The sequence below is a fragment of the Microcoleus sp. PH2017_09_SFU_O_A genome (genome assembly GCF_020738625.1).
Taxonomy (GTDB): Bacteria; Cyanobacteriota; Cyanobacteriia; order Cyanobacteriales; family Microcoleaceae; genus Microcoleus.
This window is the reverse complement of record NZ_JAEQCF010000048.1, coordinates 13,974-31,770: the sequence shown is the minus strand read 5'-3', so window position 1 is coordinate 31,770 and position 17,797 is coordinate 13,974. Positions and strand designations below refer to the sequence as shown.

General features: G+C 45.1%; 14 protein-coding genes and 2 pseudogenes. 7 read left to right on the top strand and 9 right to left on the bottom strand.

Annotated elements, in window-relative coordinates:
• The first annotated feature begins 303 nt into the window (after positions 1-303).
• From JGK16_RS18500 to JGK16_RS18480, 5 genes are all read left to right on the top strand, one after another.
• On the top strand, positions 304-888 hold the full coding sequence (locus JGK16_RS18500; protein WP_293191726.1) for a TetR/AcrR family transcriptional regulator: 585 nt from the start codon (positions 304-306) through the stop codon (positions 886-888).
• A gap of 7 nt (positions 889-895) precedes the next feature.
• Positions 896-2,398, top strand: a complete 1,503-nt coding sequence (locus JGK16_RS18495) for an efflux RND transporter periplasmic adaptor subunit (RefSeq protein ID WP_293191728.1) — start codon at positions 896-898, stop codon at positions 2,396-2,398.
• Positions 2,399-2,412: 14 nt separating this feature from the next.
• Positions 2,413-3,051, top strand: coding sequence for a Vat family streptogramin A O-acetyltransferase (locus tag JGK16_RS18490; RefSeq protein ID WP_293184942.1), 639 nt, complete (start codon positions 2,413-2,415; stop codon positions 3,049-3,051).
• A 250-nt stretch (positions 3,052-3,301) separates the two neighbouring features.
• On the top strand, positions 3,302-4,456 hold the full coding sequence (devC, locus tag JGK16_RS18485) for an ABC transporter permease DevC (protein ID WP_293184944.1): 1,155 nt from the start codon (positions 3,302-3,304) through the stop codon (positions 4,454-4,456).
• 178 nt (positions 4,457-4,634) lie between these two features.
• Positions 4,635-5,372: a DevA family ABC transporter ATP-binding protein gene (locus tag JGK16_RS18480; protein WP_293184946.1), complete on the top strand. Its 738-nt coding sequence runs from the start codon at positions 4,635-4,637 to the stop codon at positions 5,370-5,372.
• A gap of 134 nt (positions 5,373-5,506) precedes the next feature.
• Here JGK16_RS18480 and JGK16_RS18475 read toward each other — a convergent pair whose 3' ends face one another.
• On the bottom strand, positions 5,507-6,739 hold the full coding sequence (locus tag JGK16_RS18475; protein ID WP_293191730.1) for a methionine gamma-lyase family protein: 1,233 nt from the start codon (positions 6,737-6,739) through the stop codon (positions 5,507-5,509).
• A gap of 80 nt (positions 6,740-6,819) precedes the next feature.
• Here JGK16_RS18475 and JGK16_RS18470 point away from each other — a divergent pair, with 80 nt between their 5' ends.
• Together JGK16_RS18470 and JGK16_RS18465 are read left to right on the top strand one after the other, a co-directional pair.
• Positions 6,820-7,632, top strand: a complete 813-nt coding sequence (locus JGK16_RS18470) for an acyl-CoA desaturase (protein WP_293184949.1) — start codon at positions 6,820-6,822, stop codon at positions 7,630-7,632.
• A 363-nt stretch (positions 7,633-7,995) separates the two neighbouring features.
• A complete protein-coding gene (locus JGK16_RS18465) occupies positions 7,996-8,823 on the top strand; it encodes a fatty acid desaturase (RefSeq protein ID WP_293184950.1) in 828 nt (275 codons plus the stop codon).
• Positions 8,824-9,237: 414 nt separating this feature from the next.
• Here the strand turns inward: JGK16_RS18465 and JGK16_RS18460 are convergent, their stop codons facing one another.
• The 8 genes and pseudogenes from JGK16_RS18460 to JGK16_RS18425 form a co-directional block, all read right to left on the bottom strand.
• Entirely contained in the window at positions 9,238-10,083 is an 846-nt protein-coding gene (locus tag JGK16_RS18460) for an ABC transporter permease (protein ID WP_293191732.1), read from the bottom strand.
• Between the two features lie 212 nt (positions 10,084-10,295).
• Positions 10,296-11,207, bottom strand: coding sequence for an ABC transporter permease (locus JGK16_RS18455; RefSeq protein WP_293184952.1), 912 nt, complete (start codon positions 11,205-11,207; stop codon positions 10,296-10,298).
• Positions 11,208-11,412: 205 nt separating this feature from the next.
• Positions 11,413-12,487, bottom strand: a pseudogene (locus JGK16_RS18450) (extracellular solute-binding protein).
• 94 nt (positions 12,488-12,581) lie between these two features.
• Positions 12,582-13,663 (bottom strand): annotated as a pseudogene (locus JGK16_RS18445) (spermidine/putrescine ABC transporter substrate-binding protein).
• A 137-nt stretch (positions 13,664-13,800) separates the two neighbouring features.
• Complete coding sequence (locus JGK16_RS18440; RefSeq protein ID WP_293184956.1) at positions 13,801-14,859, bottom strand: transposase; 1,059 nt, start codon at positions 14,857-14,859, stop codon at positions 13,801-13,803.
• A 10-nt stretch (positions 14,860-14,869) separates the two neighbouring features.
• Entirely contained in the window at positions 14,870-15,445 is a 576-nt protein-coding gene (locus JGK16_RS18435) for an IS607 family transposase (RefSeq protein ID WP_293184957.1), read from the bottom strand.
• A gap of 119 nt (positions 15,446-15,564) precedes the next feature.
• The gene (locus tag JGK16_RS18430) at positions 15,565-16,695 is read right to left on the bottom strand and encodes an ABC transporter ATP-binding protein (RefSeq protein WP_293184958.1); all 1,131 of its coding nucleotides are present in this window, start codon (positions 16,693-16,695) and stop codon (positions 15,565-15,567) included.
• Between the two features lie 185 nt (positions 16,696-16,880).
• Positions 16,881-17,564 carry a DUF4340 domain-containing protein gene (locus tag JGK16_RS18425; RefSeq protein ID WP_293184959.1) on the bottom strand — a complete coding sequence of 228 codons (684 nt, stop codon included), beginning with the start codon at positions 17,562-17,564 and terminating at the stop codon, positions 16,881-16,883.
• Positions 17,565-17,797 lie beyond the last annotated feature (233 nt).

Below are 17,797 nucleotides of genomic sequence, written 5' to 3'. Positions count from 1 at the left end.
ACGATCGATTCGGGGCTTTTATGTGGAGATTGATGGCGGGGTGTTTTGGATTTCTGGCTCAAATCGCCGCGACAAATTGACTCCAAAGATAATTTTACTGCACCCCTTGACAAGCTCTGGTAGTCTGTGCAACATTAATTATAACAACTGTTCGATATACTTATATTTTCCAATATCAGCCGTCAAAAGCTTTTTGTGTATTCGTTTATACTATATCGGATGTTCGATATAGGAATATTTGGTCGATCGCCCTTAAATCTCCGATAACCTAGGATCTAGAATCAAAAATCTGAAGATCGATCCATGCCAAAAATAGTTGACCGCGAATTGTACCGCAAAGAATTACTGAACAAAAGTTTTGAGCTTTTTGCCGAAAAAGGCTATTCCTCCGTCACAATGCGAGAAATTGCCTCAGGAATTGGAGTTTCTACAGGAACCCTTTACCACTATTTCCCGAGTAAAGAAAGTTTGTTCGAGCAGTTAATTGTATATTTGAGCTATGAAGATACAAAAGAAGAAGCACTGGCTGAGTTAGGAAATCCACCAACTCTCGGAGAAAAAGTTGAACAACTGATGAATTATCTCAGCGGAATTGAAGATTATATGCTGAAGAATCTGTTAATTACCTTCGAGTTTTGCCACCAAAAGACTCGCAAAGAGATTGATAGCAATCAAGCACTCCAGCTAGCAGGAAAGCGTTATGAAGAGGCACTCATTTGCTACCTGGGTATCTCCGATCCAGCGCTCGCTAAATTTGTCATTTGTTATATTGACGGTTTGGTGGCAAGAAGATTTTATCAAGGCGAAAGGATATCTTTTACAGAACAAGCGAATGTATTAAAAAATATATTACTCGCTTATTTAGAAAAAAAACAATCGCACATTTAGGAGGAATATGAATTTTCAATTTTTCATCAAGCCTAAAAATCCATTGGTAATGGGATTGGTAGTTGCTGGCGCTGCTATTAGCATCGGTACAACTTTTTACGGTATTTCTCAGTTTGGATCTTTAGCTAAAAATGCTGAACCTTTACCCGTAGAAACACCGCCGCCCAGGAAAATCACGGCTTTGGGAAGACTGGAACCGCTGGGGGAAGTGATTCGCTTGGGGGTGTCGCAGGCGTTGGATGGCGATCGCGTGGCGAAGCTTTTAGTCAAAGAGGGCGATCGCGTGAAAGCAGGGCAGTCGATCGCAATTTTGGATGCGGGCGATCGGCTAAAATCTGCTTTAGACGAAGCCAAAGAAAAAGTCAAAGTTGCTGAAGCCAGTTTAGCAAAGGTAAAAGCCGGGGCAAAGTCGGGAGAACTTGCAGCACAATCTGCGACAATTGGCAAGCTAGAAGCCCAATTGCAAGGAAACCAGGCGGCACAACAAGCAACAGTCGATCGCATTCAAGCGCAATGGAAAGGAGAAAAAACCGCACAGCAAGCAACCATCAGCAGAATAACCGCACAATGGCAAGGAGAAAGAAAAGTACAAACAGCCACAATTAGTCGCATAACTGCACAATGGCAAGGAGAAAAAACAGCACAAACAGCAGCAATTAACAAATTAAAAGCCGAGTCAAATAATGCCCAAACCGAATACCTGCGGCACAAAGAACTTGTTACCGAAGGCGCAATTTCTAACTCCGTCATGGACAGCAAACGACTGTCATTAGAAACAAGTCGCCAGGAACTTAAAGAAGCCGAAGCAAATCTCAGCCGCATCAACAGTACGGCCAAGCAGCAGCTTAAAGAAGGCGAAGCAAATCTCACCCGAATTAACAGTACAGGAATCCAGCAACTCAACGAAGCAGAAGCAAATCTTGCCAGAATTAACAGTACAGCAATCCAGCAGTTAGCAGAAGCAGAAGCAACACTTAAGCGCATCAAAAATAGTGGCAGCGAAGAACTAAAAGAAGCCCAAGCAACTCTCGACAAAATAGGCGAAGTGCGCCCGGTAGATATCCAAGCAGCCCAAACCGAAATCAACAGCGCCATCGCCCAAGTCAAGCGCGCCGAAACCGAATTAAATCAAGCTTACATCCGCACTCCCAACGCCGGAAAAATCCTCAAGATTCACACCCGCGCCGGGGAAAAAATTAGTGATGACGGCATTGCAGACGTAGGAGAAACTCAGCAAATGGTAGTCGTTGCCGAAGTTTACCAAACCGACATCAGCAAAATCAAGGTTGGGCAAAAAGCAGGTGTTACCAGCCAAGCATTTTCAGGAGAATTGCCGGGAACTGTTAAAGAAATCGGCTTAAAAGTCAGCAAGCAAAACGTGTTTAGCAACCAGCCAGGAGAAAACTTGGACAGCCGAGTTGTGGAGGTGAAAATTCACCTGAATCCTGAAGCTAGCAAAAAAGTTGCGGGATTGACAAATTTGCAGGTACAAGTAGCAATTCAAAATTAGGGAGATTGAGAAACATGGGAGAATTGGGGCCAGATCCAAACCGACCGTATCCGATGGTAGACCAGCGCCGGGTTTGCTTTATCAAAAACTTTATTAAATCGCCCAATATTATTGTCGGCGATTACTCTTACTACGACGATCCGATCGACCCGGAAAATTTCGATAGAAACGTACTTTACAATTACGGGAGTGATAAATTAATTATTGGTAAATTTTGTGCGATCGCCACCAACGTCAAATTCATCATGAACGGTGCAAATCACAAACTCGATGGCATTTCTACCTATCCATTTCCAGTCTTTGGGAACGGCTGGGAAACAGCTATGAATCTATTAATCGAACTACCAACTAAAGGCGATACAATTATTGGTAATGATGTTTGGATAGGTTACGAATCGGTGATTATGCCGGGAGTTAAAATCGGCGACGGTGCAATTATTGCTGCTAAATCTGTTGTAGTAAAAGATGTTCCCGCTTACACCGTTGTCGGCGGAAATCCCGCTGGTTTAATTAAGCAGCGTTTCAGCGATGCTGAGGTGGCGCAATTATTACAAATGCGCTGGTGGGATTGGGAAGTTGACAAGATTTCGCGCCATATTAACTTAATTATGCAATCCGATATTCAAGCGCTGAGTAATGCCGATCAGACTTAGGCAATCGCCGACAAAGAAACCGGATTTTTTACCGATATTAAAGGCTGCGATGCAATATCTTCGCAAAAAACCCGGTTTCTGCCCACCGGATGAGCCCAATTACCGCACTCGCCGACAAAGAAACCGGGTTTTTACCGAAATTAAAGGCTACGATGCAATATCTTCGTAAAAAACCCGGTTTCTGCCCACCGGATTATCCCAATTCCCAATTCCCAATTCCCAATTCCCAATTCCCAATTCCCCAAATATTATGTTTCGCAAAACACCCCTTGCTTGGTTGCAAGTAACCAGAGAAAAAACCCGCCTCGCTGTTGCTATCGCCGGAATTGCCTTTGCAGATATTCTGATTTTTGTGCAACTCGGCTTTCAAGATGCACTCTTCGATTCTGCTGTTAAGCCGCACGAAAGTTTACAGACAGATTTAGTGTTAATCAATCCTCAATTTGAAACTTTTGCTGCGGTAAAACAGTTCAAAAGAGAGCGACTTTATCAAGCACAAGGAGTCGCGGGAGTCAAGTCTGTCACTTCTTTATATATTGGGATGGGACAGTGGCGAAATCCCACAAACCGCACTACGCGAGGAATTTTAATTTTTGGCATAGATCCTGGCAACACAACATTTATTTTGCCAGATGTCAATCAGAATTTGGCTCAACTTCAAAAGTTCAATAATGTGTTATTTGACCAAGCTTCTAGACCTGAGTATGGGGAAATTGCCAATATTTTTAATACACAATCTACCCTCGAAACTGAACTTAACAAACGAAATATTCAAGTAGGAGGAGTATTTACTCTCGGTACTTCTTTCGTGGCTGATGGCAATGTCATTGCTAGCGATTCTACTTTCATGAATTTATTTCCAGAACGCAAACCAGATGAAATTGATGTGGGTTTAATTCAGTTGCAACCGGGGGCTGACATCCTCAAAGTTCAATCAATGTTGAAAGCTATTTTGCCGGATGATGTGAAAGTTCTGACTTTAGCAGAATTTGCGGAAATTGAAAAGGCTTATTGGGGAAATGCTACTCCGATTGGTTTTATTTTTGGATTTGGTACGATTATCGGATTCATTGTTGGTTTGATTATTGTTTACCAAATTTTGTATTCAGATGTTTCCGATCACTTGGCTGAGTACGCGACTTTAAAAGCTATGGGATATAGCGATCGCTATTTAGTCGGAGTTTTAGTTCAGGAAGCTTTGTTATTAGCTATTTTGGGTTTTATGCCGGGAATTGTTTTGGCTAACGGACTGTATTCCCTAGCGCAGTCTGCTACATTGCTGCCAATTGCAATGACAACAAATCGAGCGACTACTGTGTTGGGTTTGACGATTGTGATGTGTACTGGTTCTGGGGCGCTGGCTTTGCGGAAATTGCGATCGGCCGATCCGGCAGATATTTTCTAAGCTGTTGTGGCATTTTAATTTAATTTTTGGGCGGGCTAGAAGCCCACCCCACAAGAGATGGAAGAAACAGGATTGCCAAAATTAAATGTGTACCAGCTTAGAACCAAACAAAATACCTCCATTAATTGTGGCACGGGCGTCTCGCCCGTGACTTATAGAAAAAACACAAAAAATCACCATGCAAACCCTAAACTCTCCCGCCAACTTCGACGAAACCATAACAAATCAAGCTGTAATATCTGTCAAAAATCTCAACCATTACTTCGGTAAAGGTTCCCTGAAAAAACAAGCTTTATTTGATATTAATCTCGATATCAACTCTGGGGAAATCGTAATTATGACGGGGCCTTCTGGTTCGGGTAAAACAACTTTACTGACGATGTTAGGCGGCCTGCGTTCGGCTCAAGAAGGGAGTCTCAATATTCTGGGGGAAGAAATACGCGGCGCTAGTAAGAATCAGTTAACTAAGTTGAGAAAGCAAATTGGTTATATTTTTCAAGCGCATAACTTGATGACGTTTTTGACGGCTAAGCAAAATGTGCGGATGTCTTTGGAATTACATAAGGAAATGCTAAATCAGAATATGGATGCTTTGTCAATATCCATGTTGGAAGCTGTTGGTTTGGGAGAACGGGCTAATTATTACCCAGAAAATCTGTCGGGAGGACAAAAACAAAGGGTGGCGATCGCCCGGGCGTTAGTCAGTCGGCCTAAAATAGTCTTAGCTGATGAACCTACGGCGGCTTTGGACAAACAATCCGGGCGAGATGTGGTGGAGATCATGCAGACACTAGCAAAGGAACAAGGTTGTACGATTTTGCTAGTGACGCACGACAATCGGATTCTCGATATTGCCGATCGCATTATCTACATGGAAGACGGACGTTTAGTGACAAATTTAGCCGATCGACCTTAATCAGATGTCAACAAATCTCTTACAAAAGTTCTTTTTATCAAATTTTGGGACGGGCAAGATGCCCATCCCACAATATTTTCTTTTATTGTGGGATGGGCATCTTGCCCGTCCTAATTATTTTTGTAAGATATTCGCTACTTGGCCGGGCCCACGGCCTCGATCGCATCTTCAAGCGCGATCGACACATGAGTCCAATGAGTACCCCCTTGACAAAAAGCCACATAGGGTTCCCGCAGAGGCCCGTCTGCTGAAAACTCCGAGGTGCTGCCATCAATAAAAGTACCACCAGCCATCACCAACTGACTTTCGTACCCCGGCATCGGCCCCGGTACCGGGTCTAAATACGAACCGACTGGGGAATTTTGCTGCACCGCCCGACAGAAAGCAATTAACTTATCAGCAGAACCGAATTCGATCGCCTGAATTACATCCCTGCGCCTCGCCAAAGGAATCGGATTCACCCGATAACCCAACTTATAAAAAACATAAGCCGTCAAATGATTACCCTTCATCGCCTCGCCCACAAACCCCGGGGCCATGAACAAACCCTGAAACAGCAAGCGGTTCAAATCAAAAGTCGCGCCCCCGCTGCTGCCGATTCCCGGCGCTGTCAAGCGACAAGTTGCCGCCTCCACCAGATCGGCCCTCCCGGCCACGTAACCACCCGCAGGGACGATCGTACCCCCCGGATTTTTGATTAAAGAACCCGCCATCAGATCTGCACCCACAGCAGTAGGTTCGCAATCATCAACAAACTCGCCGTAACAATTATCAACAAAGCAAATTGTGTTACGATTCTGATGTTTGACTAGATCGACGATTTTTTTAATCTCAGAAATAGACAGACTCGATCGCCAAGAATAACCGCAAGAGCGCTGGATCAAAACCAGGCGAGTTTTTGTTGAAATAGCAGAGCTCAGTGCCCGCCAATCCACAGTTCCTTCGCGAGTTAGAGGCAACTCACGGTAGCTAATGCCGAACTCAATAAGTGAACCTTGACCTTGCCCCCGCAAGCCGATCACTTCTTCTAAAGTATCGTAGGGAGAACCAGCAACTGCCAACATTTCGTCACCAGGACGTAGGATGCCAAACAGAGCACAGGCGATCGCGTGAGTACCCGAAACAAACTGTACCCGCACCGCTGCCGCCTCGGCCCCTACCACTTCGGCAAACACCCCGTCCAAAGTCTCCCGCCCTAAATCATCGTGGCCGTAACCCGTAACACCTGCAAAATGGTGGACTCCAACCCGGTGGCTGCGAAAAGCTTTTAAGACTCGTTGAAGATTTTGCTTGACTGTCGCGTCAATACCAGAAAAAATCTGAAAGAGTGCCTGTTCTGCTTCCTGTAGCCGTGAAACGCTATTCATCTATACCTCGCTCACCATTTGCGTGCGCGCTGCTGATTATCGCGTAAATGCGGCCCCTAGTTTGTAAACATAATATCTTCATGACGATTGCAACTTCCAAAAAAACTTCTCCTGATTGGCCTGTTGTAGGCTTTATGGCCTTTCTGCACACCGGCGCTCTATTTGCTTTGCTGCCGGGTAATTTTAGCTGGTCTGCTGTCGGCCTAGCAGTATTCCTGCACTGGGTAACAGGTGGTTTAGGAATTACTCTCGGATTTCACCGCCTCGTTACCCACCGTAGTTTTCAAACACCGAAATGGCTAGAGTATTTTCTAGTTATTTGCGGTACTCTGTCCTGTGAAGGCGGCCCGATCGACTGGGTAGGAATGCACCGGTTACACCACATCCATTCCGACACCGAAGAAGATCCCCACGATTCTAATCAAGGCTTCTGGTGGAGCCACATGGGTTGGATGATCTCAGATTTGCCGATGAGAGTTCAAATCCCCCGCTTTACAAAAGACATTGGCGACGACCCAGTATACAAGTTTCTCCAAGCATATTTTATCCCCATCCAAGTTGTCTTCGGTGTGTTGCTTTATTTATTAGGTGGCTGGTCTTTCGTGGTTTGGGGAGTGTTTATGCGGATTGTGGTGGTGTTCCACTGCACTTGGCTGGTTAACAGCGCTACCCACAAATTCGGCTACCGCACCTATGAGTCGGGCGATGGCTCTACTAACTGCTGGTGGGTTGCTGTCCTCACCTACGGCGAAGGTTGGCACAACAACCACCACGCCTTCCAATACTCTGCTCGTCACGGTCTCCAATGGTGGGAAATCGACATCACTTGGATGACAATTCAACTGCTGGAATCGCTGGGTTTAGCTACCAAAGTGAAGTTAGCAGAAAAATAGGGCGATCGGCAATTTAGTCATTGGTTGTCGGTCATCAGTTCTGGACTAATGGCTCGTGACCAATGCCTAATCCTGTTTTTGCGATCGCTAAAGGTTGGGTTGAACTGAGATTGAATCATCTTGTGCGATCGACCCAACCAAAACCATAATCAGTTATAATAGATTTGGGAAGAAAAATTTTTGTTTGGCAGCCAAAAGTTTTATTTTCAAAATTAAACCGTAAATTTTTCAAGTTTCATCCTAAATCTATAATTCATTCATTTTTGATTCGTTTGGGCAAGTGTGCACCAAAAAAGTTTACTGCTCAATCCAAACTATTATGCGTGAATCCCGGTCAGCATCTCATCACTAATCAAAAAAAGAATGACAATAGCAACGCAAGAAAAACTCCAATACAATTGGAAGCACGTTATTAGTTTAGCAGGACTGCATATCGGCGCTTTGTTCGCACTGCTACCCAGTAACTTCAACTGGACAGCAGTTGGTTTAACAGTATTCATGCACTGGATCACCGGCGGTTTGGGAATAACTCTCGGATGGCATCGTATGCTCACCCACCGCAGTTTTCAGGCACCAAAATTCGTAGAATACTTTCTAGCATTTTGCGGAGCCCTGGCCTGTCAAGGAGGAATAATTGATTGGGTTGGGCTGCACCGTTTGCACCACACCCACTCTGACCAAAATGCGATCGACCCTCACAATGCCCAAAAGGGTTTTTGGTGGAGTCACCTCGGCTGGATGCTATATAAAGGCCCGGCTCACGCTGAAATTCCCCGCTGTACAAAAGACATTGCCAGCGATCCATTTTACCGATTTTTGCAAAACTACTTTCTCCCGATGCAAATCGTCTTTGGCGTGTTGCTTTACTTCGTAGCAGGCTGGTCATTTGTAGTTTGGGTAATCTTTGCCCGCTTAGTTTTGGTATATCACTGCACTTGGTTTGTGAACAGTGCAACTCACAAATTTGGCTACCGCACTTACGAAACCGAAGATAGTTCTACTAACTGTTGGTGGGTTGCAGTTTTGACTTACGGGGAAGGCTGGCACAACAACCACCACGCTTATCAATACTCTGCCCGTCACGGTATGCAGTGGTGGGAATTTGACTTTACTTGGGTAACAATTCAAGTCTTGGAAGCATTAGGTTTGGCTAGTAAGGTGAAATTACCACCTTCCCGAGCGGAAGGTTAGTTATTGTAGGGTGCGTCAGGTGTGAATTTGACTATACGCAGATTAAGAATTTTCCACGCTAAACACCTGACGGTTAGTTAGCACCCCCCTTAGGAATGAGAATTAAATAACTTACAATTTTTATTGTTCTTGTGGGATGGGCGTCCCGCCCATCCCACAAATATGTGTAAATTATTTAATTTTCATTCCTTAGTAACGTCGTTGCTTGCGATCGTCAATCGGCGTGGTGCACTTTGAAAACTTCTAAGGAAACCGATCCTTAACGCGGATTAACGCAAATATTTTGTAAATGCTATAAGGTGCGTCGCTCGCTCGATTGTCGATATTGAGTTAGAAATTTTCTGTGGCGACACACCCTACGACTACGACTGTCAACTGTCAACTGTCAACTGTCAACTGTCAACTGTCAACTGACTAATGAGCCTGTTTTTGGTCGCCCTTGCCGCGCAAATATTCCGCTAAAAACGCCAATCCTCCCGAACCGACTATCAACAGCACGCTCAGAGCATTAATATCAGGTTTCACCCCAGTCCGAATCCGGCTAAAAATTTCCATTGGTAGAGTTGTAGTCCCGCTACCTGCGGTAAAACTCGCAATCAAAAAATCGTCCATGCTGAGTACAAAAGATAGCAGACAACCAGAAACAATTCCAGGTATTAATTGAGGTAGCAAAACCTGAATAAAAGCTTCAACAGGCGTTGCACCCAAATCCAAGGCAGCTTCTTCTAAATAAGGGTTTAAATCTGCCAATCTAGTAGAAACAGCTAGAGCGATGTAAGCCAGACAAAACACAACGTGGGCAGCGACAATTGTCCACAAACTCAGAGGAATAGCGAGTGCGGCTAAGAATACCAGAGTCGCAACCGCGCTGGCAATATCTGGAATAATAATCGGCAAGTAGGAAACTCCCTGATATAAACTTTTACCGGGAAAGCGATAGCGGGATAAACCAACTGCCATCAAAGTGCCGAGTACAGCGGAGATGGCAACTGCACAAACAGCAACTGTTAAACTGTTTCTCAGGGCAATTAAAATCCGCGTATCGCTAAATAATTTAACGTACCAATCTAAAGTAAATCCTTCCCAGCCGGCGCTAAAACGGGATTTGTTAAAGCTGTAAAATGTGAGTACCAAAATGGGCAGGTACATATAAAAAAACATCAAAACTGTAAATATTGCCTGCCAAGAAATCTTAAATTTAGGTTTTAAGTACATATCGGGTTGTATTTCCTCCTGTGGATTGTCGGCGGTATTTTCCATATCTCGTTAATCGGGAATTGGTAATTGGTAATTGGTAATCGGGGAATTGGGCATCGGGCATCGGCCAAACAGGGCATCGGCCAAACAGGGCATCGATTTGAAGAGAATTTGTAGCGACTAATTAATGACTAATAACTAATGACTGCTGTCAACTGTCAACTGTCAACTGTCAACTGTCAACTGTCAACTGTCAACTGTCAACTGTCAACTGACTAAACTGCATTACGATCGCCATATTTGAGTAAAAGAGCAATTCCGATACTCACTGCAAAAATTAATACCATACTCAGAGCCGAACCTAGCCCCCAATTTTGAGTCGCCCCCAAAAACTGATTGTAAATTAAACGAGCTGCCGTCATGCTCGAAGCTCCACCAAGCAACTCCGGATCGACAAAATCGCCCAAACAGCTAATAAATACTAGCAAAGAACCCGCTGCAATCCCCGGCATTGTCTGGGGTACTGTCACTTTCCAGAAAGTTTCTAGTGGATTCGCGCCCAAATCCTGAGATGCTTCTAGCAATCTGCGATCGAGCTTTTCCAAGGAAGCGTAGAGAATGGTTACGATATAGGGCAAATAGCTGTAAGCCATGCCGATTAGAACGGCGGAACTTTGATTTAACAATTCTAGAGGAGGGATGCCCAAAAGTCCCAGGAGCGAGTTGAGAACGCCCGTAGGACGCAGAATTGTAATCCAAGCATACGATCGCAACAGCGAAGAAGTCCACAGCGGCAACACAAAGCCCAATAACGTTAAATTCCGCCACTTGGGCGAGACATTGAGCGCGATCCAGTAAGCGACGGGAAATCCCAGCAGTAAACACAGAATAGTCGTTCCGGTGGCAAAAAAGAGCGATCGACCCATCACCTGCAAATTCAGCGGCTCAAACACCCGCAGGTAGTTGCCGATTCCCGAAGGATTTACCAAATCTCCCGGCTTAATATTCGGCACCAAGCTAAGTTGAAAAATCACCAGAGTTGGTATTACTAATAATAAAACCAGGAACAAGCCAGAAGGGCCGAGCAATGCCAGCGGGCCTGTCCACTTTGACCATGGGGGGACGCTTTCAGGCTTGACTGGAGCAGTGGGAGGAATCGGAGGGGGAGCTTTGGTAGAAACAGCCATAAATAATAGTTTGGATTTTTGAGCGGTAGGGGCGGGTTCACCAAAATCTTTAATTTCAAAGCCCGAATTCGTATAAACCCGCCCCCACCCAACGGTAAATCTAAATGTACCAGATCGACTTATTGTCGGAAAAATTGATGCGGGCGATCGACTGTGGGGGCGAGAGTCAGAGATTGTTGGTCAAATTTGCTCCTACAGGTTAGGGTTAACCAGCGGTTAATTTAGTCCAATAGCGATCGTACACTTCCATAAATTTCCCTACTGGAGCCACACCTTCGCAATTTTTCAAAACAGCTTCCGAAGGGAAAAGAAGCTCGTTTTCGCGAACTTCCGGCGTCAGCAAACTATAAGCATCTTCCGAAGGAGTTGAAAAACTGAGCCGTTCGACTAAAGAAGCAGCGACATCCGCTTGCAACATAAAGTTAATCCACTTATAAGCTGCATCTGGATTGGGAGCACCTTTGGGAATTACTAAAGTATCAGTCCACAGAGAAGAACCGCTTTTGGGCACGACATACTTCAATTTGTCGTTATCTGAAATGACTTCATTGGCATCAGAAGAATAGCACATGGCTAGCTTCAAATCCCCTGTCAGCATTTGCGGCCGCCAAGCGTCTGTCGTAAAAGATGCGATCGCAGGTTTGAGCTCCACCAGCTTTGCGTAAGCTTGTTTAACTTGATCTTGGTTCGTAGAATTCAGAGAATAGCCCAGCATTCGCAACGCAGCGCCCATGACTTCTCGAACATCGCTCGCTAGCGTCATTCGCCTTGCTAACTCTTTTTTGTGTTCCCACAAATAGCTCCAATCTTCAGGAGCTTCTTTGAGTTGTTCGCTGTTGTAAATCAAGCCTGTGGTTCCCCAGCTCAAAGGAACGCTGTAGCGGTTTCCTGGGTCGTATACAGGGTTTTGGAACTGTTTTTTTAGGCGATCGAGTCCGCCCAAAATCGAGTGGTCTAATTGGCTCAACAGCCCCAGTTCCGTCATCTGAACCACCATGTAGTCAGACGGGTAAATGATGCTGTAGGCGCGGCCGCCACCTGCTTGAACTCTCGCCAGCATCTCTTCGTTAGAGCTAAACACGTCGGCGACTACGCGAATGCCAGTTTTTTCAGCAAAGCGATCGAGCAAAGCTTTATCGGTATGATTGTACGTCTGCAAGCCGCCAGCCGCAACTGGAAAGGGCTAACCCGGAAATTGTCGCCGCCGAATTTTTTAGGAACTGACGGCGTGTAGAATTAGCCGGGAAAATCCTGGAAATTGGTAGATTTGTCGGAGGCACAGTTCTAATTGGGATTTTAGATTTGGGATTTAGGAATTAGCTGATTTTAGATGTTCGAGCAAACGCAGATAAACGCAGATTAATACTGATGCTATTAGATACTGGTTAGTTTTGTCCAGTAACGATCGTAAACATCTGCAAATTTTCCTAGGGGTGCCACGCCTTCGCAGTTTTCTAAAGTAGCCTCAGCAGGAAAAAGAATTTTGTTTTTGCGAACTTTTGGAGTCAGCAAATAAAAAGCATCTTCTAAAGGAGTTGCAAAACCTAATCGTTGGACTAGGGAAGCCGCAACATCAGCTTGCAGTATGAAATTAATCCATTTGTAAGCTGCGTCTGGATTGGGTGCTCCATTAGGAATTACTAAGGTGTCAGTCCACAGGGCAGATCCGCTTTTCGGCACAATATACCGAAATTTAGGGTTGTTTGCAATTACTTCATTGGCATCAGAAGAGTAGCACATTGCTACTTTCAACTCTCCTGTCAGCATTTGCGATCGCCAAGCATCTGTGGTAAAAGAAGCGATCGCCGATTTGAGTTCTTCTAATTTTTCATAGGCTTTTTTAACTTGTTGTTGGCTTGTAGAATTGAGAGAATAACCCAGCATCCGCAGCGTCGCGCCCATTACTTCTCTAACGTCGTTTAGCAGAGTCATTCGCCTTGCCAATTCCTGTTTGCGTTTCCACAAATAACTCCAATCTTCGGGAGGTTCTTTGAACTGTTCGCTGTTGTAAATCAATCCAGTTGTCCCCCAACTAAAAGGCACGCTGTAGCGGTTTCCGGGGTCGTAAACGGGGTTTTGGAACCGCTTTTTGAGCCGATCTAGTCCGCCAACGATCGATCGGTCTAATTGAGTTAGCATCCCGAGTTTTTTCATCTGCATCACCATGTAGTCTGACGGGTAAATGATGCTGTAGACCTGGGGAACACCGACTTTAAGTCTCGCCAGCATTGTTTCCGTGGAGTCTAACACGTCGGCGACTACGCGAATGCCGGTTTTTTCAGCAAAGCGATCGAGCAAAGCTTTATCGGTATAGCCCGCGATTGTACGTCTGCAAGCCGCCAGCCGCAACTGGAAAGGGCTAACCCGGAAATTGTCGCCGCCGAATTTTTTAGGAACTGACGGCGTGTAGAATTAGCCCTGCAAAACCTGGAAATTGGTAGATTAGTCGGAGGCACAGTTTGATTTTAGATTTTAGATTTTAGATTTTAGATTGGGGAATTGAGGATTGGGAATTGGGAATTGGGAATTGGGAATTGGTAATTGGGAATTCTTCCGATACTTTTTTGCTAACGTTTACTAACAAACACATAAGTTAAATCGCTAAACAGCTTTTCAACCAAGGCGTATCAACCAATGCCCGAAGGAAGATCCCACGAGCACCATTTAGATCTCGGTTCATCTGATTTCCATCAGAATCTTTGATCATTCTGCTACCACCAATCTTTTTGACTTCTCCAGTCCATGAAACAGTCTTTGAAGTGTAAGCTTCGTTGATAGAAGTTAAAGCAACTTTGCCTTGCTCCCAAGCTTTCCACTCTAGATGTTTTTTAAACTGGTAATGACTCAGAGTCAGCATTTGACGAACAGTTTTAGAGCGAATCTTGCGACGTGACTTGCTCACCATCTGAGACGACTCAAAGGATGGAATTAATATCACGTCAAAATTATCAACTAAAAACTTAGCAGTCTTGTGATGCAACTCTTTGACAAGATGTTGAATCTTAGACTTTAATCTGTCCGCTGCTTTCTTGAATCTTTTGCGTTGCGGGCTATTCGTTTTACTCATCCTTGAGATCAACTTGTCTAACCTGAAACACAACTTTTGGATCAAAAGATTAGAATCATTCCCAACCCATCCATAAGATGACTCAGAAAAGAAAGTCATGAACGTTCTAACACCGGGGTCTAAGGCAACCACGCGACCTTGGTTATCGGTCTGACGTGGTTGCACTTCTTCAGATACAACAATGTAATACTCGCCATAGGCAAGGGTCAATCGTCCATCACTGAAGCCTTTGGGTAATGCCTCTTTCAGCTTTGACTGACCCAATTTTGTCGGATAAATTCCTTTCGTCCCAATAGCAGACTTCGGAATATAAACAGACTGTTTTGTATCTTTTCGACTGCGAAACTTGCAGCTACAAATCTTGCCAGTTTTCTTGAAATCTACTTTGGCTTTTTTGACGGCACCACAAGCATCTTTAATGGCAATAGATTTAATTTGAAACGGTACAGGTTTTGCCCAATCAGGCAGCCCATTGAGTATTTCCGTTTTAATTGACATCCAATTGGCTTTAGTGCCTGGTTGCTGCAAGTATTTGATAGTTGCGTTGTAGACAAAACGACTAACTCCAAACCATTGTTTGAGCATTGCCTTTTGTTCAGGGCTTAGGAATAGTCGGATCTTCTTTGATTTTCTGGCTGTAGCTTCTAAGACCGTGCATTCGGCAACTAAACACGTGAAGGATGGCAAGAAGATCGGCTGTAAGTTCGGATTCGCTCGCGTGAACAGGATTTGAGAGAACCACGATTTCTCCACCGTTTTGTTTTGCCATGAACTCGAATAGTTCAAATCCGAATCTACACAATCTGTCTCTACAGGCAACAACAATCGTGAGCTGATCTGGGCGCATAAATCTGACCAGTAAGGCTTGCAGTCCTTTTCTTTTGAAATTGAGTCCAGAGCCGATGTCTTGGATGATTTCCGAGTCGGGGTATCGCTGTCGCATGAATTCGACTTGTCTAGCAAGATCGTCTTTTTGTTTGGTACTACTGACTCGGCAGTAGCAGATGATTGAGCAGATGCTTCCATCTTTTTGGTATGAGTCAACGTCGTAAAGGCGTTGCCCTGCTCCATTTTTGATTGATTTAATCTGCCCTTCATCTGCGTACTTCCTTAACGTGTTTGGATGCAGACCTAGAAATTCGACAGCCTTTCTAAGTGGTATGTATGCCATTCACCAAATATCACCCATCTAGTAGTGTATGTGAATGATTGTTAGAAAAATTGATACTGTGCGTCAACCCCTCTCCCCTCTCCCTTTCTCCCTTTCTCCCTTTCTCCCCCTCTCCATCGTTAGGATCGATCGCCCAAAGCGAGACAATCAGTAGTTCCCCAGTAAGCATAAATCGGCGTCTGCGGGTCTGGGAAAGAACCGCCCGTATTGGGTTGGCGCACCGTAATTTTATCGCCCGACGCCAATTCAACCACGTAATGAACGTGAGTGCCCATGTACATGATATTTTTGAGCCGCCCTTCAAAACAGTTAACCGACAATTCCGGCTGGTAGAGATTCAAATATACTTTTTCAGGCCGGACGCTAACCACCACAGAGTCACCGATGACACCATTCCACATATCCGACTGCTGAACGACTATTTTCAGATTGGCTGATGTGCGAACTGTAATAGTCGATCGGTCGATCGCCTCCACCGTACCAGAAAACAAATTCGTATCCCCAATAAAATCCGCCACAAAAGCCGTCTGCGGGCACTCATAAATTTCTTCAGGCGAACCAATTTGCTCAATCCTGCCCTCGTGCATCACCGCAATCCGGTTAGAAAGACTCATCGCCTCTTCTTGGTCGTGAGTCACCATCACAAAAGTCAAACCCAACTCTTGATGCAAATTCGACAATTCCAACTGCATCTGCTTCCGCAACTTCAAATCCAGAGCTCCCAGCGGTTCGTCCAGCAGCAGAACCGCCGGTCGATTTACCAGAGCTCTCGCCAAAGCCACCCGCTGCTGCTGGCCGCCCGACATTTGACCCGGAAACCTGTTGGCGAAAGATTCCATTTTCACCAATTGCAAAGCTTCCCGTACCCGTTCTTCTACTTCCGATTTCCCCAGCTTTTTAATCCGCAATCCAAAAGCGATATTGTCCCAGACATTCATGTGTCCGAACAGGGCGTAGCTTTGAAACACAGTATTTACCGGACGGCGGTAAGCTGGAGTATTGGTCATCGACTGGCCGCGAATCATCAATTCGCCCGCCGAGGGAGTCTCGAACCCAGCGATTAAGCGCAGCGTGGTAGTCTTACCGCAGCCGGAGGGCCCGAGAATGCTAAAAAATTCTCCTTGACGAATGCTGAGGTCAACTCCGCGGACTGCGGTTTCGCCATTAAATACCTTAAAGACCTTGCGGAGTTCAACGTCAAGCGCTGTATCCTTTGCTGTCGTACCTTGGTTGAGTGCTGTCTGAAACATATTCGCCCGTTCCTGGGGTAATGCACGCTATTTTAATACAGTTTAACTTTAGACTTTTCTGTATTTTAGGCGAGGAATGTTGGAATTGAGAGGTTTTAGAATTTGTTCTTTAGATTCTATCTCAGAGTGTTGCTGGGCAAGACCAAATCTGCTGTGTCCCGCACCAAATTCAATCCACCGATCATCTATTGATTTTCAGGATTTGGCGTGGGAGATGGCGTGGGAGAGGGTGTTTGCGGTTTCTCTGGTTTGGGCGCTTCTGCTTTTTTCCATTCAGACAAAGGTCGTTGGACGGCATTTTTAAAGTCAAACGGTACTAGCAGCACGGGCAAAGTTTCTGCCCCATTTTGAGGTGGGGCTTCCGCCGGGTTGGCTTGGGCGTACAAGAAGCGGCCGCTAAAGTCTGTTTTGCCTAAAACTAGGCGGTGAGTTTCCTGGTTGTCCAGCTTGACTGTGACTGTGGCTTGCGGTTGGTCGAGACCGAATTCTGGCAGTTGAGCGGCAGTAATATCTATTGTGCGATCGCTCTTTCCTGTTCCCAGCCTATCTAGCAAAAAATCCACCGATGCCTGACTCGCGTGTGCTTGCACCGGCAATTTCATTTCCCAGCTAGACTTACCTCCTTTACGAGCATAAACTCGTTCAAAAGTCAATATCTTTTCCGGAGTTTTGACTGTAAAGAATTGTACGCGATCGGACTTGAAAGTAAAAATTTTATGTTTTTCGTCCTTAGCCGCCTCCTGTTTTGGGGACACTTGCGTCTCGTACAAAGAAACCAACCCCGCCATGGTCAACGCAACAGCTATCAATATAAATGTATTTTTCTGCAATTTCATAATAATGAGGAATTCGGCATGGTCAGCAGTCATTAGTCATTAGTCAGCAGTCATTAGTCATTAGATTGTAGGGTGCGTCAGGCTTGAATATTTTGACACCGACTAATAATTTTTCCTCTGACGCACCTACGGGAATTAGTATCAGATTGTAGGGTGCGTCAGGCTTGAATATTTTGACACCGACTAATAATTTTTCCTCTGACGCACCTACGGGAATTAGCAATTGGTGGAAAAACAAGCAAGAAGCAAAGTAGTTATTGTAGGGT

What these genes read in the sequence shown, in the direction of transcription:
- JGK16_RS18455 (WP_293184952.1), bottom strand. Translation starts at nt 11,207, where the DNA reads ATGGCTGTTTCTACCAAAGCTCCCCCTCCGATTCCTCCCACTGCTCCA.
- JGK16_RS18495 (WP_293191728.1), top strand. Translation starts at nt 896, where the DNA reads ATGAATTTTCAATTTTTCATCAAGCCTAAAAATCCATTGGTAATGGGA.
- JGK16_RS18440 (WP_293184956.1), bottom strand. Translation starts at nt 14,859, where the DNA reads ATGCTCAAACAATGGTTTGGAGTTAGTCGTTTTGTCTACAACGCAACT.
- devC (WP_293184944.1), top strand. Translation starts at nt 3,302, where the DNA reads ATGTTTCGCAAAACACCCCTTGCTTGGTTGCAAGTAACCAGAGAAAAA.
- JGK16_RS18435 (WP_293184957.1), bottom strand. Translation starts at nt 15,445, where the DNA reads ATGGCATACATACCACTTAGAAAGGCTGTCGAATTTCTAGGTCTGCAT.
- JGK16_RS18500 (WP_293191726.1), top strand. Translation starts at nt 304, where the DNA reads ATGCCAAAAATAGTTGACCGCGAATTGTACCGCAAAGAATTACTGAAC.
- JGK16_RS18465 (WP_293184950.1), top strand. Translation starts at nt 7,996, where the DNA reads ATGACAATAGCAACGCAAGAAAAACTCCAATACAATTGGAAGCACGTT.
- JGK16_RS18490 (WP_293184942.1), top strand. Translation starts at nt 2,413, where the DNA reads ATGGGAGAATTGGGGCCAGATCCAAACCGACCGTATCCGATGGTAGAC.
- JGK16_RS18475 (WP_293191730.1), bottom strand. Translation starts at nt 6,739, where the DNA reads ATGAATAGCGTTTCACGGCTACAGGAAGCAGAACAGGCACTCTTTCAG.
- JGK16_RS18480 (WP_293184946.1), top strand. Translation starts at nt 4,635, where the DNA reads ATGCAAACCCTAAACTCTCCCGCCAACTTCGACGAAACCATAACAAAT.
- JGK16_RS18460 (WP_293191732.1), bottom strand. Translation starts at nt 10,083, where the DNA reads ATGGAAAATACCGCCGACAATCCACAGGAGGAAATACAACCCGATATG.
- JGK16_RS18470 (WP_293184949.1), top strand. Translation starts at nt 6,820, where the DNA reads ATGACGATTGCAACTTCCAAAAAAACTTCTCCTGATTGGCCTGTTGTA.
- JGK16_RS18430 (WP_293184958.1), bottom strand. Translation starts at nt 16,695, where the DNA reads ATGTTTCAGACAGCACTCAACCAAGGTACGACAGCAAAGGATACAGCG.
- JGK16_RS18425 (WP_293184959.1), bottom strand. Translation starts at nt 17,564, where the DNA reads ATGACTGCTGACCATGCCGAATTCCTCATTATTATGAAATTGCAGAAA.